The organism is Paenibacillus sp. JNU01, from assembly GCF_059130585.1.
In genome coordinates this window covers 4,933,772-4,959,168 of sequence record NZ_CP169723.1, presented here as the reverse complement: position 1 = coordinate 4,959,168, position 25,397 = coordinate 4,933,772, and the positions used below count along the sequence as shown (strand labels likewise).

Below are 25,397 nucleotides of genomic sequence, written 5' to 3'. Positions count from 1 at the left end.
TTAATCTATGGGATCACTGTTTACGTGTAGACTTTACATCGGATGACCAAATTGCTCCGCTTGTTCAGCCATCTTCTGACTCAATTTTGCTCTGAGTGCACTCATCCATTCCGGCTCATGTGAAAATTGCTCTTCGGCAGACCGAAACACACGCACATATCCATATAGATTGGCAAACCGGCGACATGCGGGGAACATGTTCTCCAGGTCATAACGTTCTCCCGCCTTGGACCAGTACCCGTTCAGGAACCATTGTTTCTTCTGCTCCCATTGCTCAGGCTCGATCTCCTCACGCAGACTCTCCAGACTTCGCTCCACATCCATCGCGTACCAATGATACATCGAGTCATCGAAATCAATGGCATAACAAGACTGGTTTTTTTCGTCATAGAAGACATTGTCCGGTTCAAAATCGTAGTGGATAAGTCCAAAATTTTGCTTGTTTATCGGCCATGCTGCAAAATACGTTCGGAGAAGCTCTACCTCGTTCAGAGCAGCCGTCTCCGCAGGAAAACCCTCCAAAATCTTCTGCATCCAATCCAAAACATCTGTATAGGTCCAGCGCTGCTTCTCCTTTTGCTCAGGTATGAATGATCGCGATAAATGATGCAGTTCACCCAAAGCCTCACCATAGCTGTACAGAATGGAGTCATTCAGTTCAATGCTCCCTAACTGCGATCCGGGTACTCGCTTGAATACAGAAGCGTAGTATGTTCCCCATGGCGTGTGAGTCTCTACGAGTTCTGTTCCTGAATGGGCAGGTACCACCTCCATGGCTCCATAATGATTCGTTCGAAGATAACGGAGGAAATCCAGTTCAGCGCTAAGGTTGATTTTATTCTTTTCCTCTACCGGGGCAAAGCGAAGCAATCGGACCTCTCCCTGATCTCTAAACGGATACACGGCATTGGAGGATATGCGATAATACTGAAACATATCCAGTGACTCGGGATCATAACTCCAATTCTTCAGAATCATTTCGGCAAGGTCGTTATTTTGAAATAAATATTTTAATGATAACATGGGCATTTCTCCTTTTTGATCATTTCGTGTGGATGGTTTATAGCCATTGTGTGCCTATTTTTGCGCGCAAAAAACCGCAGGCTATGCCTGCGGCTTTTAAAAATTCTGAGTGTATGAGAAATTTGCACAAGCAAATAAACCTCGCATACGCCAGAAAAATTGAGCAGTTATATCCCTATATGTCGGCAGAACTCAGATCGGACTGGGAAACTAAAAGTGTTCCATCCTTCGTCTAATGGTCTGCCGGAAGTATTCAGTTCATTCTTACCTTATTTGTAGTGATCGAACATACCATCTTAGACCGTCGTTTCATGACGCTCACTCCCTTCAAAAAAACCAGTTGTTTCCATAATAGCCGATAACCCTATTGTAAGCAATTACAAAATGACGATAATCCCATCATCTTTTACTGCACAACCATCATCCGTTCCACCGTCTCAGAGTTATCCTTATACCACACCATCACGATGTCTTCTTCTTGAAGATCAGACACTCGAATGGACGAATTCCCATTTGGGCTGGAATTGCCCGAACGCCGCATTCCCATACCCTCAGTAATAGTAACATCATCTTTTATATTCAATTCCAATTCCATTCCGGTATCCTTCCATTCCATGCTTGGAGATGAGGTGTCCTGCATTTCAAGTAACGCCAGCGTAACCGTGTTTCCCTCCACGGAGACGATTCTACCCGTAATGTCGGCATTCATCGTCCCCTGCGTCATGTCGGGACTGCCTGTTCGATCATTCGTGCCCGGGGTACCCCTTCCACCTCTTGGTGTTCCTCCGTTCATGCCCAGACCGCCACCATTTGGCATGCCAAACCCGTTCACACCTTGCACAGAACCGGTGTTGGTAATATTCTGGGCGGTTATAACATCGCAAGCCGTCAGCATAACCAAGCATCCTAGCAACAGGAATAGCGTAACCGATGTGAAATATTGTTTTTTTCGCATATGATCACCTTTTTCTCAGGGAATATTGCTCCAAGGTACCTTTACGATGGAATATGAAGTCATACGTGTCTTTGAACCCCATATAGGACAGCACAACCAACAACGGATATACAGGATAGATGTATCTGGACTTAATCTCCCAGAGAATATAAAAACCGATGAATCCGAGAATGATCAGGATCAATGAAACTTCGTCATACCGTTTACGACGAATACCACCGACCAACCGGATGAAAATAAAACAGTACATCAGGAAATTCATCACATAAACGATCCAGAGTAATCCCGTCCGATAAGCCGAATCCCCCTGCATCAGTTCTGTTACCGCATTGGTATAGCTATAGGACCCTGCGATTGCGCCTCCCCTTCCTCTTCCGGCACCGATGGAACTTTCATTGCCGATTCCGTATCGGTCCATCTGGTATGTCCCTTCGGTCCAGGTCCATATGATCTTTTTGTAATACATCTGTACCAAGTCACTCGCACTTGCTTCGGACAGCTTGCTGCCAATCTCTTGTTTGAACAATGTTGCGCTCTCGGCCTTATTGTAGTTGGCCTGTCTCTGATAGATCTGATAACTCTCCATGTTGTCCCAGAAGCCAAAACGCTCCAGATTAATCCCCATATTCAGCCACATATAGACTGGTGCAGCATTCTCTCCAACAGGTTCGTTTACAGCACCGGAAGATTGAAGGACTGCATTCTGAGTCCAGGTTGGTACATTAAACAACATAGCTAGCACACCGATGGAAATGACAACTTTCTTCACTCCGATGCTCCGCATATTCAGCAAAATATAGATGATAGCAGCGATTAGCACGATAACACCGATGCTTCGGAAGTAATTGCCCATCGCGAGAAAAATGGCGGCAAGGATGATGGTTTTCCAAGACTTTTCACGCACAAAACGAATAATAAAGTATAAACATGATGTCAGAAATGCTGTGGCAATCACATCGTTATAGATCAGGTTGTTCAGGAACAAGGACGGCAGGTACGTCGCTGCAAAGATCAACACACCGTAATCACGTTCAGTGGATCTCTCATTCACTTGTTTATAAATAAGGTAAATCATGAATGTGGTTAATGTTGAAAACAAAATATTGAATAGTTTGATGACCAGATAGTTGTCCGGGAACAGGTACAGCAACGTCTTCAGGTACAGCACGATCGAATAGTTGAACGGGAACATGTGCAAATATCCACCCGTTTCAAACGAAGAGTAATCCTGGTTATACAGCATGTTCATGGCCAGTGAAAGAACCGTCTGCGAATCATCGGTGGGCACTCTCGGAAATACAAAAATGATGATGACCTGAATGACCAGAGAACATAACAGCACAATCGGAATAACAATCTTCGGGCTGTATTTGTTCAGTTTCAGACACAGAGCATATAATCCGACACCAGAACCAAGAAGCAAAAGAATGACCGGCAGAAAAATGCTCCACTGCTGCATGCCCAAAATGGGATTGTCCCCATACAAGGCGTAGTTGTACTGTGCCCGAACCAACAAAGATGAAGCAATAAACACCGCAACAAACACGAGCAAAATGAGATAAAACGACTTATGCAGCATCTTAGACATGCCAAAACTCCTTTTCCATTACAGGATTCCGTGAGTATTATAATCGCTCTGGCTGAAAAATCGCTGAATTTGAACACCAATTCCATCCACAAAACTAACGAATTATACCTTTAATGTCGATAATATACACCGAATACATAATCATATCATTTTTAACTAGAAGGAGATCAGAACATGTATATTCAAAAAAGGTACATCCGCTCGCTACTCTCTCTTCCTCTGGCAGGTCTGTTGTTTATGCTGCTCGGAACGCAGCCAATCGCTGCGGCCCCTGTCGACAGTCTGCTGCCTGAGCGAAGTGAACAAGAAATCAGTCAAAAATGGACGCAATGGATGAGTGGCAGGAACCAAACTGCTACATTCACTCAGAATCCCTCGACCAAGGCACCTTACGTCGCTGGTGTAGTAAGTGATTCCACATTAGAGCAAGCTTTAGGAGCAGCCAACTTCTATCGTTATATCTCCGGTCTGGATGGGGATCTCGTTCTGGACGCTGCGCTTAATCGTCAAGCACAACATGGAGCAGTTGTGGTCTCTACCGGAGAATTGACTCATTTCCCGGTCCGTCCTGCCGATATGCCAAAAGACTTTTTTGATCTGGGAGCCAAATCGGCTTCAAGTTCCAATCTATATGCTGCCTATGGCGTTCAAGGAAATCTTGCAGTCAAAAGTGTCGAAGCGTATATGGATGATTCGGATGCCAGTAACATTGCTGCACTTGGTCATCGCCGCTGGATTTTGAGTCCGCAACTGAAGAAAGTCGGCTTCGGGATCGCATCCCGGGACAACAAAAATTATGCGAGCCAATTCAGTACCATGCAAGTGATGGATACAAGCCGTTCAGGAAAACTAAATTACAATTACAACTTGTATCCAAGCAAAGGGGCATTCCCGATTGAAGCATTCCATGTGTCACAAGCCTGGTCTGCACAGCTGAATCCAGACGTCTTTGCGAAGCCTTCCAACTCCGAGGTACAAGTGGAGATCGTGCGTTCATCCGATCAGAAAACATGGACACTGGGAGCAAAAACGCCGGTTAGCAGTGATCCTGCAAAGGCCTTTTTCAATGTAAATACCGATGGTTACGGATATAACTACGCTGTCATTTTCCGTCCGGATAACTTGAAATCCCTGAAGGCAGGCGATACGTTCAACGTTCGCATTACCGGTTTGAAAAAGAAAAACGGGTCCAAAGCAGAAATTTCATATCAGACGCGTTTCTTCTCGGTTAGCAACCCTTCACAAGAGCCTGGTACTAATCCACAGAATCCTGGGACAGAACCTGGAACAGAGCCACAAGAACCGGATACCGGGAACGAGGATTACCTGGATAATCATCTGATGCAATTCGTATATACAGCGGATCGTACGCTGAAAGTACGCGGAACCCTCACCGCATATGCAGGCAAAACATTCTCTTTCCAGATCCACGGTCCTTCACCTGACGAAAAGCATATTCGTACTGAAACGGTGAAGCTGGATGCTAACGGTCGGTTTAGTCTAACCGTTCCCAATCTGGGCGTACCCGATTTGACCATCTATTTGCAAGTGGACCCAAGCTTTATGTACTTGATTCCTACGGCAAGTAATTCAGACGTCACGTATTACTTCGAATAGAACTGGAGCAAGAGTACTGGAATAACTAAGGTAAAATGAAGTAGTGATCAGATTAAAAAAATTCAACAACAAAAACAGTCGGAATGCATAGGCAGCCGACTGTTTTTTGGTTTATGATACGAGTTTTTGTTATGGTATGATACGAGCTTTGGTTAGTTCCGTTCTTCTTTTTTGCGTTTCTTCTCCAGCGCAATTTCCACATTTTCTTTCACCCGAAACTCCACAATCCGGCGAATCAGATCCTCCGGCAATGGCTGATCCAGCGGAAACTGAACAGATCCCTTGGCCCCTTTATACTTGGAGAGTTCCTCCTTGAACGCCAGAATTCCACTGGGAGCAGGGTAGAAGCCAATATGATGCTGGTATGCGGCAAAATGAACCAAATTCCCATGCTGTGCATACGTAGGCATCTTGTAACTGATCTTCTCTTCGGCGTTCGGAGCTGCTTCACGAATTATCTGTCTTAACGCCTGTAATCTCACCTGTACATCGGGTGCAAACTCGGAGATATATTCATCTACCAGCACCGAATAATGGTTACTCTCAGCCATTTTGGACTCCTTCCACCACGGATACAGCATGGTCTCGTGGTACGGGCATATTTGCTTATATTGTACTTTAAATGAAGGAGCGGAACAGCTATTTTCATGCAATTTGAACTGTAGGATTAAGCCTGAATTCACAACGTCATGGCCCGTCCATTGCGCATCAGATAATCTTCTTTTGTTTTGTAATCCGGCATGATGCTGCCGATCCGTCGCCAGAAAGAGCGATCATGATTCATGTGGTGAATATGGCAAAGTTCATGAATGATGACATAATCGATCACTTCCAGTGGCGCCATCGCCAGGCGGTAATTGAACGTCAGCTTTTTGTCCCAACTGCAACTGCCCCATTTGGTGGGGGAATCTACGATCTCTATCGACTTTGGCTTCACCTTCAACTCCTGCTGATAACGTCCAATGCGCTCCCCAATCATGCGTTTACACTCGGCAAAATAAAACTTCTTCAGATTCGCTCGCAGCTCTTCTTCTGTAAGTCCCTCTACAGGAATTAATTCATGTAATGCGTGTTCCTTGCCAAAAAGCAAAAACTTCCCTTTGCCTTCGTCTTCGTATTCCTTGGCTTGAGGACCATCGAGCGCCCGCTGCATCAGAGCGGACTTCTTCAAAATCACATCTCCATGCTGCTCCACAAGTTGCCGGATCATGTCTTCACTGGTACCATTGGGTGCTTTGATCGTTACCATATAAGGCAAGTCCATCGTGATGGAAACTTTCTTGCGTTTGCCGTATTCGATGTGACAGTTAATGTTATGGCCTTGCATCTCTATCGTTAACATAATACGCTCCGCTTCTAAAGTTATTCATTCAACCAAATCAAATTGTATACCATCTCCGATCATAATGCATACTGTTCGGCGATAGATGTATTTATGTTGTATTTTTATACGTAATTATGTATTATTATTAAATTATAAAATCGGAGGTTGAATATGACGCATACAACGGATACAGAACACAAAACCATTGAAGAGATATCTCTTAACCACTGGCAGCCCTTGTCTACCTTACTATATGACGGCTGGGTACTGCGTTTTGCCAAAGGGTATACCAAACGTGCCAATTCCATTCAACCCATCTACTACTCTACTCTGGATGTGCATGAAAAAATTGAGGAATGTGAGCGTATCTATGCTTCCAATCAGTTAAGTACGATTTTCAAAATCACGCCGTTTATTCAGCCGGATCATCTCGACCAGCTTTTGCAGGACAAAGGGTATGCTGTTGTGGATCTGACTCGTATCCAGACTCGGAGTCTAGATGATATCAAAGAACCTGTGCACCAAGCTGTACAGATTGACGCACAGTTGACTACAGCGTGGCTGGATCACTTTTGCCGACTGAACAAGGTAAATGATCTGCAACGGGAAACGACGGAACTTATGTTGAACAATATTCGCACAAAGGCAGGTTTCATCTCGCTGTTACTTGACGGGCAAGTCGTCGCTTGTGGATTTGGTGTAATCGAACGCGGCTATGTTGGGTTGTATGATATCATTACAGATGCTAACTTTCGGAATCAGGGACTTGCTGAACAGATGATCCTTCACCTCCTCCATTGGGCAAAAGAGAATGGCGCCACGTCCAGTTATCTGCAAGTTGTTGCAAATAATGCACCTGCGGTAAAGCTCTACGCCAAGCTTGGTTATTCGGAAGTATATAGCTACTGGTACAGAGTCAAAGAATGGAACAAGTCCTGATCAAGCTGACAGCAAAAACTGCCCTCCTCCTATTTAGAGGAAAGGCAGTTCTCCGTACTCTTTTCTACAAAGGCAGCTTCACCAGCACCTCATAATTCACGCCAGCTTGGATATTCTTGATGATGTCACCTTCTATACGTTCACCGTCAACATACACTTCAATCGTCTGGACTGTTGCATCCTTCTTCATGTTCACGTTCAGCTCAGCCCCGCGGAACAACCGCGTAACTGATGCCTCGTTCCAATCGGCAGGAAGTTGCGGACGAACCTGAAGCCCTTGTGCGTGACCTTGCAGGCCGAACAATCCATCGATCAGGCAACGATACACCCAAGGCACTGTGCCGGTGTTGAACAAATGACTGGAGCGCCCGGCTGTACGTGGGAATTGACGATAAGCTCCGCGATAATAATTTGGGATAAATACAGGCAGTTGACCCCGTTGGAGAATATCCTCGGCATCGGGCCCCGGAATCATTTTACGCAGCAGACGATACGCCTTCTCCTTCTCACCCACCAGATACAATGCATAAATATAGAAAGCTGCCGCGTGGTTGTACACTGCACCATTCTCTGCACTTCCCGGATGTTTCTGCGTGACACGGCCTACATCTTCCCGCATCGCTGTGAAAGACGGCGCGAGCTTCTCGACACCATATGGCGTCTCCAATTGCTCCTCTACCGCGCGGATTAACTTCTCCTGTTTCTCCTGATCGGCAGCACCGCTCATAAGTGCCCAGCTCTGAGGATTGATATAGATGCGCCCTTCCACGTCTTTGCTCACACCGAACACTACATTATCATCCGTAATGCCTCGGCCATACCAGTCCCCATCCCACAGGTACTCATTCGCTGTCGCATTCGTCTGATTGGCTTCCTGGCGGAATTCCGCTGCAACCTCTGCATGCCCTGCCTGTTCAGCAATTTCTGCCCACACATTAAAAGCATATGCCGTTGCAATGGTCAGCCAGCCGGATACGCCTTTGCCTTTGTATCCCACCATGTTCATCGGATCACACCAGTCACCCTGATTGATATAGTTCAACCCACGCTCATCCCGCTCATGGATCAACCAGCGCATCGCAAGATTCATATGTTCCAGTACAGAAAGCTTCTGCTGACTGTCTGTAAAAGCAACCTGTTCCTCCAGAATGCTATAGTCATTGGTTTCATCCAGATAAGTCTTCATACAGACCGGAAGCCAGATACAGTGATCGGTATGAGGAATCTGGTTAATATATTTCAATTCTGCGTCCGGGTGCAAAATAATGCCGTCCGGCATGGCGCCGCTAATATGCTGTTGTGACAATGCAGTCAGGAATGCCGCCCTTGCAACCTGCGGCTGAATGTAACTCATCCCCATATTATCCTGCAGATAATTCCGGGTCTGTGGATCGGTCGAGAGACGATTTGTTTTCCCGTGATAATACATCTGACGAGGCAGCCAGTGATTCACGACATTATCCAGCCAGCCATCCGATGTCTGGATCTGAATGTTTCCCTGCCCTTCCGCAATATAATCCGCATACTCGTGCTCGGCAGCCGTGAAACCATCCTGTCCTTCCTCATTCTGCTTCACAAAATAATGCTGACGGATGCCCTCAATCTCTGCCTCATCATGAGCCGGGCCAAAGATAAATCGGTAGGCTTGCTCAGCACCAGCTTCCAGTTCTACTCTGTATTGCAATACGGCCACAGGTGTCTCATATCGCGCATCTCCACCAGCGAGTGTCTCTGACTGAAGTCCAGAAGGATGATGAAGTCCCCCTTCACCTTCAAAGCTCTCTTGATTCACTTCCCAGGCGGTCGGTTGGTGATCTGCAAGCAGATAGGTTTTGTCACTGTAGGTTTTGATTTTGCTATAATCCTGATATTTCTGGTACGGCGTAACCGCCGAGCAGACAATGCCCTGTAACTCTTCCACATATGAACCGGACTGGTTCATCCATGACATATAACCGACCGTATAATACGGGTAGATACTCAGCTTGCGTTTTCTCGAAGACAGATTGGTTACCTTTACACGCCACAGCTCCATGACATCTTCCTTCGGCAGACGCAGGGACATCTCGATGCAAATGTCGTCCTGAATCACTTTCCAATGAATATCATGTTTGCCTACAGCGAACGTATAACGATCCGCCTGCTTGCGAACCGGTTCATACGGGGCCGAGAAGATTTCGCCACTTACTTCATCTTTAATGTAAACAAACCGACCCGGATGGTGGGCATAGTATGGCTGCTCCGGTTGCATAAATGTCTTCGCTTCCAGGTTGGGCGCGTACGAATATTTGGCAGGTTCGGGCTGCATAAATTGGGCGACAGCGTACCCCCGGCAATTCACATGAATCATCATCTTTTCATTCCAAAGAAATCCGGATGCCTTCGGTAAACTTGTCGGGCTTGTCAGTTCGACATATTGATTATCTTCCGTTGCTTTAATCATCTCTGATCCTCGCTTTCAGATTATGGAGTTAAAAGGCAGAAAACGTTTTAGGTAACTTGTATACAACTTGGTCCATTATAACACGAGAACGCTTACAGAAAATCAAAAACTAAAAAAGAGCTGAAAAATCAGCTCCGATTCCGTTCCAATTGTTTTTCGATGCCCAACCTGTCAATCTGAATCCAATATTCTGCAATCCGTTCGTTTGCCACCCGGTATACCGCACTTGCAATTTCGATCACTGGCAAATTCGTTGGTGTATATCCGTCCACGTCTCCTACATGGGTACCGGTTTGTTTCCAGCGCACATAGACTTTATCCCCTTGTGTCAGCAACTCCTGGATCTCAAGTGAGAAATCCCCGTAAGCTTCGATCATCTCTCGCACATGATCCGCATAATCGGAAGGCGTTCGGGTCACCGTGACCTCTTCTTCGGATATCACTTGATGGGCAAGTACCTGTTCTGCCATCACGCTGCTTGCATAATCCGGATTCCGGCCTGATCGGACCTCTTCAAAAAAGGATCTGACAATCTGTTCTGCTATCATCTGAGCCACTCCAGTCTATTCAAAATATCCGATTATATATAAATATGTAGTAATTCTTGTATTTTAACATGGAACACACGCTACGGAATCACATCTGTTCTATTGTTCTACAGGACTTAAAACCTACCCTCTTACCTTGACAATGCGTCAATATGACCATAAACTAGCAAAGGATGTCAGGAAATTAATAGGAGGTTTAGCCGTTAAGAGGATTGAGTATGGGTTTTAACCATATCTGATAATCTTTCGGTGTGTAGAACTAGCCATTAGAGTCACTCAGAAAAACAAGAAAGCGGTGTATCATGAAACGTCTATTTTTTATTATGTTTGCGCTCACCCTGTTACTGGCTGGATGCCAGAGTAATGAACAGGAAAGCAGTCCGTCCGAGAATAATCCTACAGAAGTCGTAGAAGGTTCTACCATTTTAAGTTTGAAGCAGAAATACGGCTCTGAATCGGAACAAGCGATCATGCCGATGTACAACGTAGCTCAGGATGAAGAATTTACGTTCAAGTTTAAAGCAGATTTACGTAAAAGTAACCTGCGAGCTAGTGACATTATTAGTGTACATACCGATATTAAAGCACTCAAAGCAAGCGATGTATATGCCATTCCCGAGACAAACGACAATAGTGTTTCCATTAAACCTCTTGGATGGGGCGTTTTAAGTTCAGATTCCATGATGAACAAGGATCAAAGTTCTTGGGGCGGTGCCCCCATTTATTACATTCGTCTGAATTATGATCCAGATGCTGAGAAGCTAACACTACTCGATCAGCCCATCATTATTCCGTTTACAGTGAAATCGGAGTTACCTGTGCCCAACCTAAGATATGAGATTGATAAAGACAGACGGTTCAAGCTGGTCTGGGACAAAGTTGAAGGTGCCACTGAATATAAAATTTATAAACGTTCTGACCTAACCAACTTCGAAACCAATGTACCTCTAACTGGCGCAGAGGACGCTTTCAGTAATAGTCTGCCTTTAGATATTGCGGTAACGACAGAGACGTCTTTCAATGATTTTTTGAGAGACGGAAAAGGCGGGCTAGGCACTTATAATGAAATGATAACTACCACTCAGAACCATGGTATACGAGGAGAATATTATGTCACTGCAATCGGCGGAGGCAAAGAATCCAATTTTAGCAGAGGTGTCCCTACAGCTCCGCTTGCTTCCCAGTTACCAACATCTCTGAAAGAACAATTGTATAGGGAGAAATTAAAGAATATAGATATACTTCCTCAGAAAGCAACAGTTGAGTACAATGACGGATCTCTAACCCGTGAAACCATTGTCTATGATACCAAAAGCGTAGAAATTTCAGAGTTCAATGAGACGAATATTCCTTTTCACATTAAAGGAACAGCTCTGAAAAGTTATGTACGTGTAGAAAATGTGACTCAAGCAGACCTGGAAAGACTCACTCAGCAAACCGTAGCCGACTCCAGCAACGGACTGGTGGAACCAAAGAATAACACACCTTACGTCCCTGGACCTGATGTGCCAACGATTATCAACAATCATGATGCACCTGAGTCTGCAACAGACACAGAAGAAGCACCGGTAGCGGAAACTCCAACTACAGAGTCCACAACCGATACTGAGACTTCAGAGAATGCAGCTGATCCGGTAACCACCGAGGCTTCTAGTGATAGTTCCGAGAGCGCCTCCGAGGAAACTTCGAACGAAGAACCTGCTCCAGCTCCTGAAGCTGTAGAAGACAACCTGGTAGATGAACAGAAATCCAATACACAGCAAAATGTAGAACAAGGTAATCAGGAAACTGTGCCCCAACCTGCTACAGGTGATGCAATGATCAATGCAGATTCCGCATTGGAAGAAGTTTTGGCCAAAAACATGATTGCGGCACAAGATAAAATTTCGTTAAAGGCTTTTCCCGAGGCTCAAAATTTCACGACACTCTCGGATGTGGTTCTGAAAGTGATGTACCAGAATCCATTGATTCTTGGTGTGGAAGGTTTCGAATATAACTACGGTACGCTTACCCTTTCGATTCATTACAATGAGTCTGCAAGTGGTATTCAGAAGAAGCAAAATGAGATTATTGCCAAAGCAAACGAAGTCGTGGCTTCCATCATCAAGGATGGCATGAACGAAGACGAGAAACGTAAAGCCATCTACGATTATCTGAACGATAACGCGAAGTATGACGATGCAGCGCTGGAGAATGCAGAGCAGAACAATTTCAAAAATGTCGACCCACAGTTCAATGACTCGTTTACTACTTACGGTATTCTAGTCAAAGGTGTTGGAGTATGTGCCAGCTATGCCTCCGTCTACAAATTGCTTTCCGATCTCTCGGGACTGGAAAGCATCGTCGTAACGGGAGCTTCCAGCGGCGTTCCACATGCTTGGAACAAGGTCAAAATCGGAAACGAATGGTTCCATGTCGATGCCACCAACAATCTGACCAACTCCGGCATCCCTTACTTCCTGTACAATGCCAACGATGAGACTGCTGCCAGTCAGAAAACGATAGCAGATAAGGATTACTGGCTTGATTCCGAACTCGCGATGTTCGATGGCGAGAGCGATGCCAATGATTATTATGTGCAGAATGATCTCGAAGTCGCTTCCATTACTGAGTACAAAACCAAGGCTGAGAGTGAACTCAAAAAAGGAGAGAACCGGGTCATTCTCCGTTTTGCCTCACCTGTCGATTCTGATGAGCTCATGACAGCTGCCGGTGAAGCCCTTGCTGCTGTGGATGAAGCCCTACTGAACACGGCGCAATTGGCCACGCTCGGCAGTTATGCCATTCTGGACCCGAAACCAGAACAGAAGTAACTTAATTTCACTAAAAATCCCCTTTGCTTTCCAACAAGCAAAGGGGATTTTTAGTCTGTTATTGGATGGCTTCAAGCCAGCAATTTAACCTGTTGCAATCTGGTAATAAAAGAAGAAATAAATGCTTTCTCTTTTGTAAGATTCTCTTGCAATCTCTCACTTATTTTACGGAGTGTACTTGCATCACGCGTTATATTGTATTTGAGAACAATATTTCTCAATTTAAAGTAGTCCTGTTTCAGACCAGTGCTTGCTTCCATAAATGCTGCATCTGGCTCAATGATTGATTTCTCCATTAAGTAAGATAAACGCAACTCCATCAGCAGCTTATGTTCATACAAAAGATGAAAAACTCGTGAATCCAATTCTTCCCCAACTAGGGCTGCCTGCTCAATATCGGTAAAGATGCGCTGAATGGCTTGCATTCCAAAATCGTATTGCTGATCCCTTACTAAATCATATGTCTCCCTTGATTGAAGATAGTTTTCCATCGCCGTTATTATCTGTTCTACATGGACGGCGTAATTGATATTCTCGATCGGCTTAAGAAATCTCATCTCTGTCCAAAAACTGTACTCATTAGACATGCTCCAGTAGCCTTTCTCAAGTTCATCCAGACTACATAAGGTTTGTATGAATTTACCATCTTCCAGATTATCAGCAATGTAGATCACATTTTGTTCCAGATCATACCCGTACACCAATAGTTCATGCATGAGATGTTCTTTTTGATAATAGTCTGTACACCCAATGTAATATCTGTCTGCATAAATATATAGATAATATCCCATATCTATTGATTCCGTAATCACTTGCTTAAGCGATTTTCCCCATTTGTTAATCACAATTTCTTGCGGCAGGTTGTAAAAGGAAATTCCAGGGCAGGTACCTAGCAGAAACTGATGAGAATCAAACGAAAAAATCCCCCATCCATGTGCGTACCTGATCTGTATAAAGTTATTGAAAATCCATGGCCATAAATCTTCGTGCATAATGGATGTTAATGCCCCATAAGATGTGTACGTGCTAATGACAGGGTCACCTAGTTTAAGTACATTCTTGGCCATTACAGAATTCCTCCTTCGATTCCTAGGCATAGTGTATTCTTCTGAACAGATTCATTGTATAAGCAACGCACTCTTAAATCTGGGAGCTAAGAACATGTTCTTGAATATATTACCATGTACCCTTCCCGTTTTAAATAAGAACGCTTTCATATATAAAAATATTTATTTCTCTAATCTTAACGAAAAAAAAGAGGATACCGCCCCCACTATGGAGATGGTATCCTCTGATACTATGATCGGATTATCTAAAACCTTACGGACTAACCGTACCACCATTTGCATTCAATGTTTCTCCGCTCACATAGCTGGATTCCTGGCTTGCCAGGAACACAAATGCCGGAGCCATCTCGGCAGGTTGTCCTGCACGACCAAGCGGTGTATTGGAACCAAACTCGGCTAGCTTCTCGACGGGTTGTCCACCTACAACTTGCAGCGGTGTCCATACCGGGCCTGGTGCAACAACATTGACACGAATTCCTTTGCTGCCCACCTGTTGGGCCAATGCTTTGCTAAACGTGTTAATAGCTGCCTTCGTTGTCGCATAATCCAGCAGGATTGGCGAAGGTTTGTACGCCTGAATCGACGATGTGTTGATAATGGAGCTGCCCGGCTTCATGTGTTTCACGGCTGCTTTACAGAGCCAGAACATGGAATAGACATTTGTTTTGAACGTTGCATCAAACTGCTCGGTGGTCAGATCCGCGATCTGCTCTACAAACTGCTGTTTACCTGCCACGTTAGCTAGGATATCAATCCCGCCAAGCTCTTTGACCGCAGATTCAATGAGTTCCTCACAGTATTTCTCATCCTTCAGATCACCTGGCATCGTAATTGCTTTGCGGCCAGCCTCCTCAATCAGCTTCACGACTTCCTGTGCATCTGCTTCCTCTTCCGGAAGATATGCCAGAACAACATCTGCACCTTCACGGGCAAACGCAATCGCTGCCGCACGGCCAATCCCGCTGTCTGCTCCGGTCACAACCGCTTTGCGGCCTGTTAAACGTCCGCTACCTTTATAACTTTTTTCACCCGCATCAGGAACAGGAGTCATCTCACGCTGAAGTCCCGGCTCATCCTGTTGCTGTTTCCACTCCGGTGTAGCCTTCGGATATTGTGTCGTTGGATCTTGCATGGTGTGCTGGTCTTGATTAGCCATGTTCAATTCCTCCTCAGTTATTTATAGTGATCACTACAATCACAGAAGTTGTTTTCATAAAAGTTTCACTCTTTTCTTTGTAACCGAGATTCGTGGAATTTAAACTGGACCTGCCCCATTTTCGTTGGCAACTGTCTGGCTTTGAATCTACGGAGATTAGAGAATGTTATATCAAACATGTATTTCCAGATAAAAAAAGCACTCCCTGAATGATGCTGAATCACCCGCAGGTTCTCCAGTCATTTCAAGGAATGCACGTATGATATTACGATATAAGTTGATTACTGAATATTAGACTAACGATCTTTGCCGCCATCTATGTGTTGTCTTTTTCCGATGCCAAATGCGAAATATCCAGCCACCACGATAGCCATGAACGTAGCTCCAACTATCAGAGGCAAGCGCGTATCCGGGTTAAACGCCATACCGATGATAACGAGGATCAGATACACGATGATAATGTAATTGCTAATCGGGAACCATTTGGACTTAAAGTTATGATCCGCCATCTCGTTGCCCCAGCGCTTTCTGAATCGGAACTGACTGAACGCCAGCGCGAACCATGGAACCATGCCTGGAAGAACACTTGCGCTATAGATGTACAGGAATAGCTTGGAGTCTGGCATCAGATAGTTCAGTACAACTCCGATTAACAACAAGGAGATCGTAATGACGATACTGTTGCGGGGAACCCCACCTTTGGACAGCTTTTTGAAAAAGGCAGGTGCCTGCCCATTCTCAGCCAACGTGTACAGCATCCGTCCCGCACTGTAGATTCCGCTGTTGCAACCCGACATGGCCGCCGTGAGCACCACAAAGTTGATGATTCCCGCTGCAGCAACAATGCCGACCTTGGCAAAGGTGAGCACAAACGGACTGCCTGTCTCCCCTACCTCGTTCCACGGGTACAAGGTCACGATGACAAATATGGCACCGACGTAGAAAATAAGAATACGCCACACGATATTTTTGATCGCTTTACGCAAGGTGTGTTTCGGATTCTCCGCTTCGCCTGCTGTAATACCGACCATCTCCACTCCCTGATACGCAGCCGTGACGATACACAGCGCGAAGAGGAAACCTTTGATGCCTCCAGGGAAGAAGCCACCATGACTGAACAGATTCGACAGCCCGATTGGCTGCCCCCCATTCCCCCATCCGAAGAAGATCAGCCCCGTTCCGATCACGATCATGGCTACAATAGCCGTTACTTTGATCATCGCAAACCAGAATTCAAATTCCCCATAGAACTTCACAGCCGCCAGATTTGCCGCCGCAATGATGAGCACCCCGGCAAGTGCCGGCAGCCACTGTGGAATATCCGGGAACCAATACCCGACATAGATGCCAATTGCCGTAACTTCAGCCATTCCAACTGTAACCCACAGGAACCAATAACTCCAGGCGGTGAGGAATCCGGCAAGCGGACTAATATATTTGTGAGCAAATGTCGCAAACGAACCCGTGACTGGCTCCTGAATCAGCATTTCCCCCATAATACGCATGACAAAAAAGATAATGATACCGGCCAGCAAATAGGCAAGCAGCACGGATGGACCTGCCCATTTGATCGTACTCGCCGATCCCATGAACAAGCCAACACCGATTGTACCTCCGAGTGCAATCAGCTCAACATGGCGGGGCTTTAGCCCTCTAGATAGTTGCTTTGATTCCAAGCGATTCTCCCCTTTTCTTGTGTACAGCTTCTTGATGTAATTTTTTAATTTTCACATTCACATTAACGCAATGCAGAATTGCTTCACCAAATTGTACGAGATGTGCCGCAGAAATACAACAAGGAATGTGAGGAAACGGATTCACTACACATATAGGTATAGGATAACCGCTTAATGAATATGGCAGACAACTGATTCAACAATTCCTCGCAGTGTTGTGTAATCATAGCGCCAGACTTCCTTTTCCCTGACTCTACAGGGAGGTCACTGGAACCCCTATGGACAGCTCACGTATTGTAACTTTGGGTATTATGCGACTTGTCGTTATCGATCTGCTTGTATAAAATTGATAAATAGGAGGCTTCACATGCCTGACTTCTTACTGGTCTTATTTTTGTTTAACCTTTCTCTATTCCTGCTTCATGAAATGGATGCGATCAGGCGGTCCGAGTGGAAATTGTTTATTGTATTAAAAGATATGAAAGATGATAAAGCCTACAGGTATTTCACCTGGATTCACTTGCCAATGTACACTATCATCCTCTCTCTGCTCTTTAGCTCCTATCAAACGATTACATTCTGGGTGCTGGATATCTTTTTCATCATACATACCGTGTTGCACTTCTTTTTCGAGAAGCACCCGCACAATGAATTTAAAAATGGATTCTCCAGAACATTCATATATCCAATGGGAATAATTGCTTTAATTCATTTAATATTCCTAATCATCTAATCTCTCAATGACGGCAGGATGAAAGATTGACTATGATATTTTCTTAAAATGGAGGTAAGCCCTATGCAACAACCTCATGCAGAACGAGTTGAATTATTCGTTTCCAACACTCAGATCATCAAGAAGTCGTTCAAATGGCAACATGGGATGATTCAGCGTCTGGCCGCCCTGCTCTATGCAGCGGAGAATAAAGTTGCTGATGCAGAAGCCATACGCCACAGCCAAGAGTTGATTAAACAAAACACAAAACTCTTCTCTGCCTTCAGAGGTAATTCTGCCATTAGCATTGCTACCATGCTCTCCCTTACAACGGATGAGAACACAAAGCTGGCAGATACCCTGCATGTCTATGATCTGATGAAAGAGATCAAATTCCGCAACTCGGATTATCTCGTTATTGCCGCCTATCAGATTGCAACTCAGGTGTCACCCGATCAGTTTCAACCTACGGTGGAGCGAGCAAAATCATTTTATGACGGCATGAAAGCAGAGCATCGCTTCCTTACTGGGCAGGATGACTACATTTTCGCTGCCATGTTAGCCCTTTCCGATCTCGACGTGCATACTGGTGTGGCACGAATGGAACAACTCTACGGGGAATTGAAACCAGAGTTCTCTTCCAGAAACAGTGTGCAGGCGTTAACACAGGTACTGGTTCTTGGAGAGGATACCCCGGATGCAGGGACTCGTGTGATTGCCTTAAATGAAGCTTTTCGTCAAAGGAATCTCCGAATGGATAAAACGTACACATTATCTTCTCTCGGGTTACTTTCCCTACTGCCCTCGGACAGAGACGCATTAGTGGATGAAGTCGCGGAGACAAATGACTGGTTACGGACTCAAAAAGGTTTCGGTGCATGGTCGATCGATAAACAGGAGCTGCTTCTGTTCTCATCCGCGTTGATAGCCATTCAATATGTGGAGAATCTGCGAAACGGGATGCTAACGACAGCGATCTCAACCAGCATCACGAATATTATCATCGCTCAACAAGCAGCCATGGCCGCAGCTGCCGCAGCATCGGCTGCCGCCGCTTCTTCATCATCTTCCAACTAACAAGGACCAGGTTGCCTTGAATATGAGTTAAAAAAGACCCTCCCGAGTTCAAGTTCACTCGGAAGGGTTTTAAAGCATTCATGCATACATCTTAAATAATATTCATCTTCGCTATGATACAATCCCCGTATCTCGGAACTCTTCCAGAAAATCATTCAGCCAATCCTCGCCATAATCCAGAGCTCCCATATCACTTTCGATAAAAGCAACATCCAGACCCATCACCCAGAACCTTCGAGCGATAATAAAGAGATCAACCGCCTGTTCATCTGCATCCGTAAACTTCCGAACCGACCGGTATCCTTTCATCAACGCATCCCATAGTCTTTGTTTCTGCCCTGAATCACCCGACTGCCGTTTCCGAATTTTCACTTGAGCCAGATCGTAAGCACGCCAGCTTTTGGCAGCCCACTCGAAGTCATAATGGATGAATTGATTCTCCTGTTGAAATGCATTGTTATTCCCATGCATATCACCGTGGCACAGACCAAAGTCCAGGTCTTGGCTGGAAGCGGCAACGATGCGTTCTTTTAACGCTGTCGCAAATGTATGGAGAAATGCTGCTGCTTCATGGTTCTCACCGATATACTGGATGATTCGCTCTAAAGGTTCCTCGATGAGAAATTTCAAATCAAGCTCATATCGCGGCAGCTCCACGTTCACCTGATCCATAGCCTTATGCAATTCAGCGGCAGATTGACCAAAGACGTAACAAGACTCCTCATCCTCCAGGTTGTTCTCCGTGCCCTCAATATACCGAAACATCACAGCAACCCGCTTGCCTTCCGCAGCGTCAAGCACCGTATATCCTGTATCATCTTTCTTCTGAATATATTCTCCAATATCGGTATGTTCCGCAGAACCTAGAACGTTCTTGAGTTGAGACAATAACGAAAGCTCATACTGAACATCTTCCTCCGTGATTTCAGTGCGGTAGATCCGGAGAATATAGATACCACTGGACGTGCGAACCCGGTAGGTATCATTCAATCCTCTAAGCCAAAACAAACATTCTTCCCATGTTCCAAGGTCATACTGATTGCTCAATGCAGACTCCAGATACCTGGGGTTAAGCACTGAACGTAAAGCAGTCGGTTGAATGGACATATGTATACTCCTTCACTCTGAAATGATATTTAGTTCAACTTAACACCGAAACCGAGCTGACCCAGTTCATTACGATATCCTGCAACCCACAACTTGCCACCCGATACCCAGTACATGTTACTCTTACTTGTTTCAATGAGCGTCACATTCTGGTACGAACGTTGAGCTTCCTTTGTATCGGCATATACGATCGTGCCCGCATTATACCCCATGAAGAGCATCTCATTTTTGTCGGTAATCACCAGGGCTCCGTTATCCGCAGCAGATATGGACTTGTACACCAAATCTTCCTGAGGGTAGTAATATCCTGTTTTCGTAATCCGAATGGGTCCCCTGTTAATCATGATTGGCTTATACATCTTCTGAGTCACATTGAAGCCCAATTGGCGTGAAGAATTGCTACCCCAAGCCCATAGATTTCCTTTTTGATCAATTGCGATGAGGTACGGATTGTTCGCTCCTGAGGAAGAAATCTGCCGTATGTTCTTGAATCCTTGAATAGGTGTTGCTATCGTTTCGGTTTCTTTCATATTCGTGTCCCAGAACCAGACCGTACCATCCTTTTTCACAGCGTAAGCTCGATTCAGATCACCAATGGTTACATCAATAACACCTGTAATCCCAATTTTCCTCGAATGATTTTTCAGAAGTTTCATACCTGTACCTGGAGCCCCACCAAGTTGATACACATTACCTGAATGAGTTAACAACACAACCCCGTTACTATAAACATCCATCTTTTTGATTGCTTCAGGTACAAGAGTAACCTTCTGAGGTGTTCCAGTTTTCGTTTGAATGCCTAAATAGTTCAGATCACCCCAGCCAAACAGTTCCCCTTGCTTGGTTAAATACAGTGAAAAGCGATCTCCCGCTCCGACTTGGCTAACGTTAGATACCTTGTTGATTTTCGTAACAGGCAGTACTGGATAAATACTATTGTTAAGTTCATTATGTAAATTATCTCCCCAACCATATAACGTACCGTCAGCGGTAAGAGCAATAACATGCGTATCACTTGCTGCTACTGATATCGGTTTAACCACTTGTTTGATCTGTTTTGCAAAATGCACATCGGGTGCAGCGCTGCCTACTCCATATTGGGAATAATCAATGATCACCTTTGTTTGCGGGGTATAGTCGTCCTTATATTTATCATATTCTCCCTCGGGGAGATGATCAGGATCTACATAGTAAATATTCGTATCCACCTTCGGCACGGGCAAAGGATAGTCCGGGGAGATACTGGATTCCTTTCCTCGTTCATCATAGAAGGATATTGTAATGGAATTTCGCTGTACCTGTGCAGCATCTATGGGAATAGTAGTCACGGCAAAATATCCATTTTTATTCGCTGGCACCGTTGTTTCAAACAAGATAACGCGCTTATACTCTTTCTTCTTCCCAACGATGACAAAATCTCCTGTACTCACTCGTAAGCTAACTTTTTCATTTTTGGAATTATAGCCTACCCCTTCAATAAAAATGCTACCATCCTCGTTCGGTGTATATCGGTAGCTTGCTATCGGCCCTTCCTCAGCATACGTGGGTTCAATGAATACCAGGGAAGACATCACTAGCGCAATCGTCAGGCAAACGGTGAACCATTTTCGGTAGAACACATTATTCCCTTCCTTCTTTATTAATATATTCTTAATATATCGTACATAGGAATTTATTGGAATGATATCTAGACCCTCTATAAATTAATCTTATGAAAAATAAAAAAAGACGTGAGCGCACACTGCTCCCACGTCTGAAATTTGCCTGATGGGTGGAACCTTTTTTCAAAATGTCGATCTTACGGCCTATATTTATAATCAAAGTTCATTTTAACACGCACTCTTTTGGTGATCATACAGGGTTACTTGCATTGGCCCGCTTTCCAGTCTTCAGCCGGTTCATACGCTCTGGATCGGTTCCAGCGCTCGACAATACAGCACATTCACGAAAGGCAAAATGTTTGCACCCCTTACACTTCTCCTCGTTCAAATGCTGTAACGCATAATTAATGGCTTCCCCAGTATGTTCAAACCGATGTGCAGGATTTAAACGCTCTAACAGACCCGTTCGTTTCAACATCTCAAGTGGCTGCTCCTGTATGCCCGATAACAATACAATCCCGCCCGACCGTTCAAAATGCTTGATTAAACTCGCCAGGTTAGCTTCGCCTGTTGTATCCATAAAGGGTACCTTACCCATGCGCAACAGCAAAATGCCCGGTCGCCGATGAATCGAATCCATGACCGACTTCTCGAACATATCTGCCGCACCAAAAAATAAAGGTCCTTCAATCGTATATAAGCTGATCTGCGGACAGTCATGTCCTTCCCGAACCATGTGGGCCATGACTTTCTCATGTTTATGCTCGGGATCGGGCAGTACTTTGGCAACCTTCAACATCTCACTCATCCGCTTAACGAATAAAACAACAGCCAGAATCAACCCCACCTCTACAGCCGTCGTTAAACTTGTAAATACAGTAAGCAAAAAGGTAATGAGCAGAACGAGTGAATCGCTCGTTTTGGTTCTCATGACATGCATGAAGGATCTCCGTTCACTCATGTTCCAAGCCACCAGCATCAGAACGGGAGCCATACTGGCAAGAGGAATGTGGGATGCATATGGCGCAAAGAGAACAAGTACCAGCAGTACCACTACACCGTGAATCACGCCAGACCATGGCGATACTGCGCCGGATTTGATATTCGTTGCCGTACGTGCAATCGCTCCTGTTGCAGGAATGCCCCCGAATAGCGGCGTCACCATATTAGCAATCCCCTGCCCAATCAACTCCCGATTGCTGTTATGTCGACTTCCGGTCATGCCATCGGCAACCACAGCTGACAGCAACGATTCAATGCCACCCAGCATGGCAATGACAAAAGCAGGTTGCAGCAAGTTCATGATACGTTCCCAAGTGATCTCCGGCACATGAAACTGAGGCAAGGCGTTAGGTATGGCGCCAAAGGACGAACCGATCGTAGCCACCTGCCCTTCAAAAAAGAACGCTGCGACGACCGTCGAAAGAATCAGCCCCACTAGTGATGCAGGCACCTTTGGTGCAAACTTGGGCAAAAGCAGAAGAACAGCCAGACAGATTCCAGCTGTAAGCACACTGTATATATTAACTGTCGAGATATGCATCCCAATTTCTTTCATATTGGACCAGAAGTCCTCATGCTTCTCGATGCCGCGAAGTCCCAGGAAGTTCGTAATCTGTCCGCTAAAAATAATAACGGCGATTCCTGCCGTGAAACCGATTGTCACCGGCCTGGGAATGAACTTGATTAATGCCCCAAGCTTGAATACGCCCATAAGAACAAGCATCAAACCAGCCATCATTCCCGCGATCAACAGATTCTCATATCCATACTGCATCACAATGGCGAATAGAATCGGAATGAATGCACCCGTTGGCCCGCCAATCTGGAACTTGGACCCACCCAGCAAGGAAATGAGAATCCCTGCGATTATTGTGGTATACAATCCATACTCCGGTTTGACCCCGGAAGCGATGGCAAAGGCCATACCGAGTGGAATTGCAATAATACCTACAATCAGTCCCGATAACAGATCCTTGCGAAAAGCGGCAGCATTGTAACCTGCATATCTCCCCATCCATCTCATGTACAAAAACCTTCTTTTCTTCATATATTTAAATATTTGAATATAAACAAAAGACTACTCCCCCGCACACATCCTGTCAATCGGATTGCACACCATTTCCGGCAGGAGACTAACACAAAAAACAAGAACCTCCGGTGATGACACCCAGTTGCTCTTGTTTGTTGTGTCAGGACTCTTTACGAATGTCTTCCAACATGGAAATGGCATCAACCAGATGATTGTCAAAAATCTTCTTGGTGACTGCCAGCAAGTCCTTAATCAGCGGATCACGCAGCGAATAGGTGACCGTTGTGCCTTCTTTGATTCCCTGAACAACATTTTTGCTGCGCAGTACAGCCAGTTGTTGTGAAACAGCAGAGCCTTCCGATCCCAGAATGCTTTGCAGTTCATTCACGTTCTTGGCTCCTTCACTCAGCAGCTCCAGAATCTGAATCCGCATCGGGTGTGCCAACGCCTTGAAAAAATCCGCTTTAAACTGTTGTATGCTTTGATTCATACGCTATGCCCCTTCAATCGAACTTTTGAAGATGCAAATATCATAACATAGAACGGATACCATGCTTTACTCTAACCATAAACGGTTCGATGGAAAAATTAAGATTGACCTTGCAGTACACTTCAACCTTTATACTTTATTTATATTCTTCTTCACAGATCTTATATCTGAACTCCATCAGGAAGGGTGATTCCTCAATGAATATGTATATCCATAATCATAAACGCTCGTTGACGAGTTTTCTATTCGAGAAATATATCGCAACGTTAGATACCAAAAAGAATTTTTCAACACGCGAGCTTACTCGCAAACATCTGGATCATATGGGCTTGGAAAACATTAAACCCTATACCTTGGCTAAATCAAAATGGTCATCTTCCATCAAAGAACGCTCCCATGAAGACATGCAGGTATTCACATTAAACGATCAGCATTCCCGTGAACAGAGGGTCATTCTCTACATTCATGGCGGGGCGCATACACACCAGCCGCTGTCTTTACACTGGAAATTCATGGACCGCATGGCTCAGGCTCTGAATGCCAAGGTGGTTGCTCCCATCTATCCAAAGGTTCCTCATTTTAACTATCAGCACACGTATCCGAAACTGCTCAATCTATATCGGGATTTGCTCGCCTCTGTGGACGACCCGGCACAACTCACCATTATGGGGGATTCCGCAGGAGGCAACATATCCCTAGCCTTGGCCCATTATCTGAAAATGCATGATCTCTCGCAGCCCAAAGATATCATCTTGTTATCACCTTGTGTGGATATGGTGCTGGACAATCCGGTCATATTTGAATACGAGACCCGTGACCCGATGCTCGCTGTGGAAGGATATGATGTCATCCGGCGAATCTGGGCAGCTGATAAACCTCTAAATGACCCGTTAATCAGTCCAATCTACGGAGATTTCGCCGGCCTTGGTAGAATCAGCATCTTTATCGGAACTCACGAAGGTTTGTTTCCTGATAATATGAAGCTCGACAAGCTGCTGACGGATCAGAAAATCGATCACCAAACGTACGTTTATCCCAAAATGAATCATGTCTTCGTCCTCTATCCGATTCCGGAAGCCAGGGATGCTCAGCGTAAAATTGTTAACATCATAAAAAACTCAGCACATGAAGCTGGACAATAAACTGTAACGCGGCCCCACTCCCCACAGTTTTCGCTTAAACAAAAAGAAAAAAAAGCTCAATCCCTGGACTACCGCCACCGGATTGAG

At 45.1% G+C, this 25,397-nt stretch carries 20 protein-coding genes; 6 read left to right on the top strand and 14 right to left on the bottom strand.

Going from position 1 to position 25,397, the window contains the following annotated elements; all coding sequences use genetic code 11:
• Window positions 1–33 precede the first annotated feature (33 nt).
• The 3 genes from NLBNIHML_RS21645 to NLBNIHML_RS21635 form a co-directional block, all read right to left on the bottom strand.
• Window positions 34–1,023, bottom strand: coding sequence for a phosphotransferase enzyme family protein (locus NLBNIHML_RS21645; protein WP_494352724.1), 990 nt, complete (start codon window positions 1,021–1,023; stop codon window positions 34–36).
• A 406-nt stretch (window positions 1,024–1,429) separates the two neighbouring features.
• The gene (locus tag NLBNIHML_RS21640; protein WP_494352723.1) at window positions 1,430–1,978 is read right to left on the bottom strand and encodes a hypothetical protein; all 549 of its coding nucleotides are present in this window, start codon (window positions 1,976–1,978) and stop codon (window positions 1,430–1,432) included.
• A 4-nt stretch (window positions 1,979–1,982) separates the two neighbouring features.
• Complete coding sequence (locus tag NLBNIHML_RS21635; protein ID WP_494352722.1) at window positions 1,983–3,566, bottom strand: glycosyltransferase family 39 protein; 1,584 nt, start codon at window positions 3,564–3,566, stop codon at window positions 1,983–1,985.
• A 174-nt stretch (window positions 3,567–3,740) separates the two neighbouring features.
• Between NLBNIHML_RS21635 and NLBNIHML_RS21630 the strand changes: the two genes are divergently transcribed.
• Window positions 3,741–5,183 (top strand): CAP domain-containing protein, encoded by a 1,443-nt coding sequence (locus NLBNIHML_RS21630; protein WP_494352721.1) that lies wholly within the window; start codon window positions 3,741–3,743, stop codon window positions 5,181–5,183.
• A gap of 152 nt (window positions 5,184–5,335) precedes the next feature.
• Here NLBNIHML_RS21630 and NLBNIHML_RS21625 read toward each other — a convergent pair whose 3' ends face one another.
• Window positions 5,336–5,734: an iron chaperone gene (locus NLBNIHML_RS21625; protein WP_494352720.1), complete on the bottom strand. Its 399-nt coding sequence runs from the start codon at window positions 5,732–5,734 to the stop codon at window positions 5,336–5,338.
• A 128-nt stretch (window positions 5,735–5,862) separates the two neighbouring features.
• Window positions 5,863–6,525, bottom strand: a complete 663-nt coding sequence (locus tag NLBNIHML_RS21620; protein WP_494352719.1) for a M48 family metallopeptidase — start codon at window positions 6,523–6,525, stop codon at window positions 5,863–5,865.
• 153 nt (window positions 6,526–6,678) lie between these two features.
• On the opposite strand from NLBNIHML_RS21620, the gene NLBNIHML_RS21615 reads away from it, so the two are divergent.
• Window positions 6,679–7,446: a GNAT family N-acetyltransferase gene (locus NLBNIHML_RS21615; protein ID WP_494352718.1), complete on the top strand. Its 768-nt coding sequence runs from the start codon at window positions 6,679–6,681 to the stop codon at window positions 7,444–7,446.
• 64 nt (window positions 7,447–7,510) lie between these two features.
• Here NLBNIHML_RS21615 and NLBNIHML_RS21610 read toward each other — a convergent pair whose 3' ends face one another.
• Window positions 7,511–9,889: a GH36-type glycosyl hydrolase domain-containing protein gene (locus tag NLBNIHML_RS21610; protein ID WP_494352717.1), complete on the bottom strand. Its 2,379-nt coding sequence runs from the start codon at window positions 9,887–9,889 to the stop codon at window positions 7,511–7,513.
• Window positions 9,890–10,017: 128 nt separating this feature from the next.
• Window positions 10,018–10,437, bottom strand: coding sequence for an ester cyclase (locus NLBNIHML_RS21605; RefSeq protein WP_494352716.1), 420 nt, complete (start codon window positions 10,435–10,437; stop codon window positions 10,018–10,020).
• 302 nt (window positions 10,438–10,739) lie between these two features.
• On the opposite strand from NLBNIHML_RS21605, the gene NLBNIHML_RS21600 reads away from it, so the two are divergent.
• Window positions 10,740–13,250 (top strand): transglutaminase domain-containing protein, encoded by a 2,511-nt coding sequence (locus NLBNIHML_RS21600; protein WP_494352715.1) that lies wholly within the window; start codon window positions 10,740–10,742, stop codon window positions 13,248–13,250.
• A gap of 71 nt (window positions 13,251–13,321) precedes the next feature.
• Here the strand turns inward: NLBNIHML_RS21600 and NLBNIHML_RS21595 are convergent, their stop codons facing one another.
• From NLBNIHML_RS21595 to NLBNIHML_RS21585, 3 genes are all read right to left on the bottom strand, one after another.
• Window positions 13,322–14,317, bottom strand: a complete 996-nt coding sequence (locus NLBNIHML_RS21595) for a hypothetical protein (protein WP_342571867.1) — start codon at window positions 14,315–14,317, stop codon at window positions 13,322–13,324.
• Between the two features lie 253 nt (window positions 14,318–14,570).
• Entirely contained in the window at window positions 14,571–15,449 is an 879-nt protein-coding gene (locus NLBNIHML_RS21590) for an SDR family oxidoreductase (RefSeq protein ID WP_494354738.1), read from the bottom strand.
• Between the two features lie 320 nt (window positions 15,450–15,769).
• A complete protein-coding gene (locus tag NLBNIHML_RS21585; RefSeq protein WP_472474542.1) occupies window positions 15,770–17,149 on the bottom strand; it encodes an amino acid permease in 1,380 nt (459 codons plus the stop codon).
• Window positions 17,150–17,516: 367 nt separating this feature from the next.
• Between NLBNIHML_RS21585 and NLBNIHML_RS21580 the strand changes: the two genes are divergently transcribed.
• Together NLBNIHML_RS21580 and NLBNIHML_RS21575 are read left to right on the top strand one after the other, a co-directional pair.
• The gene (locus tag NLBNIHML_RS21580) at window positions 17,517–17,882 is read left to right on the top strand and encodes a DUF6713 family protein (protein WP_339239596.1); all 366 of its coding nucleotides are present in this window, start codon (window positions 17,517–17,519) and stop codon (window positions 17,880–17,882) included.
• A gap of 63 nt (window positions 17,883–17,945) precedes the next feature.
• The gene (locus tag NLBNIHML_RS21575; RefSeq protein WP_494352714.1) at window positions 17,946–18,938 is read left to right on the top strand and encodes a DUF4003 family protein; all 993 of its coding nucleotides are present in this window, start codon (window positions 17,946–17,948) and stop codon (window positions 18,936–18,938) included.
• Between the two features lie 111 nt (window positions 18,939–19,049).
• Here NLBNIHML_RS21575 and NLBNIHML_RS21570 read toward each other — a convergent pair whose 3' ends face one another.
• From NLBNIHML_RS21570 to NLBNIHML_RS21555, 4 genes are all read right to left on the bottom strand, one after another.
• Window positions 19,050–20,045, bottom strand: coding sequence for a phosphotransferase (locus tag NLBNIHML_RS21570; protein WP_494352713.1), 996 nt, complete (start codon window positions 20,043–20,045; stop codon window positions 19,050–19,052).
• A 29-nt stretch (window positions 20,046–20,074) separates the two neighbouring features.
• Window positions 20,075–21,664, bottom strand: a complete 1,590-nt coding sequence (locus tag NLBNIHML_RS21565; RefSeq protein WP_342571862.1) for an RCC1 domain-containing protein — start codon at window positions 21,662–21,664, stop codon at window positions 20,075–20,077.
• Window positions 21,665–21,896: 232 nt separating this feature from the next.
• Window positions 21,897–23,672 carry a SulP family inorganic anion transporter gene (locus tag NLBNIHML_RS21560; RefSeq protein ID WP_494352712.1) on the bottom strand — a complete coding sequence of 592 codons (1,776 nt, stop codon included), beginning with the start codon at window positions 23,670–23,672 and terminating at the stop codon, window positions 21,897–21,899.
• Between the two features lie 166 nt (window positions 23,673–23,838).
• The gene (locus NLBNIHML_RS21555) at window positions 23,839–24,168 is read right to left on the bottom strand and encodes an ArsR/SmtB family transcription factor (protein WP_494352711.1); all 330 of its coding nucleotides are present in this window, start codon (window positions 24,166–24,168) and stop codon (window positions 23,839–23,841) included.
• A 197-nt stretch (window positions 24,169–24,365) separates the two neighbouring features.
• On the opposite strand from NLBNIHML_RS21555, the gene NLBNIHML_RS21550 reads away from it, so the two are divergent.
• The gene (locus NLBNIHML_RS21550; RefSeq protein WP_494352710.1) at window positions 24,366–25,310 is read left to right on the top strand and encodes an alpha/beta hydrolase fold domain-containing protein; all 945 of its coding nucleotides are present in this window, start codon (window positions 24,366–24,368) and stop codon (window positions 25,308–25,310) included.
• Window positions 25,311–25,397: the final 87 nt, after the last annotated feature.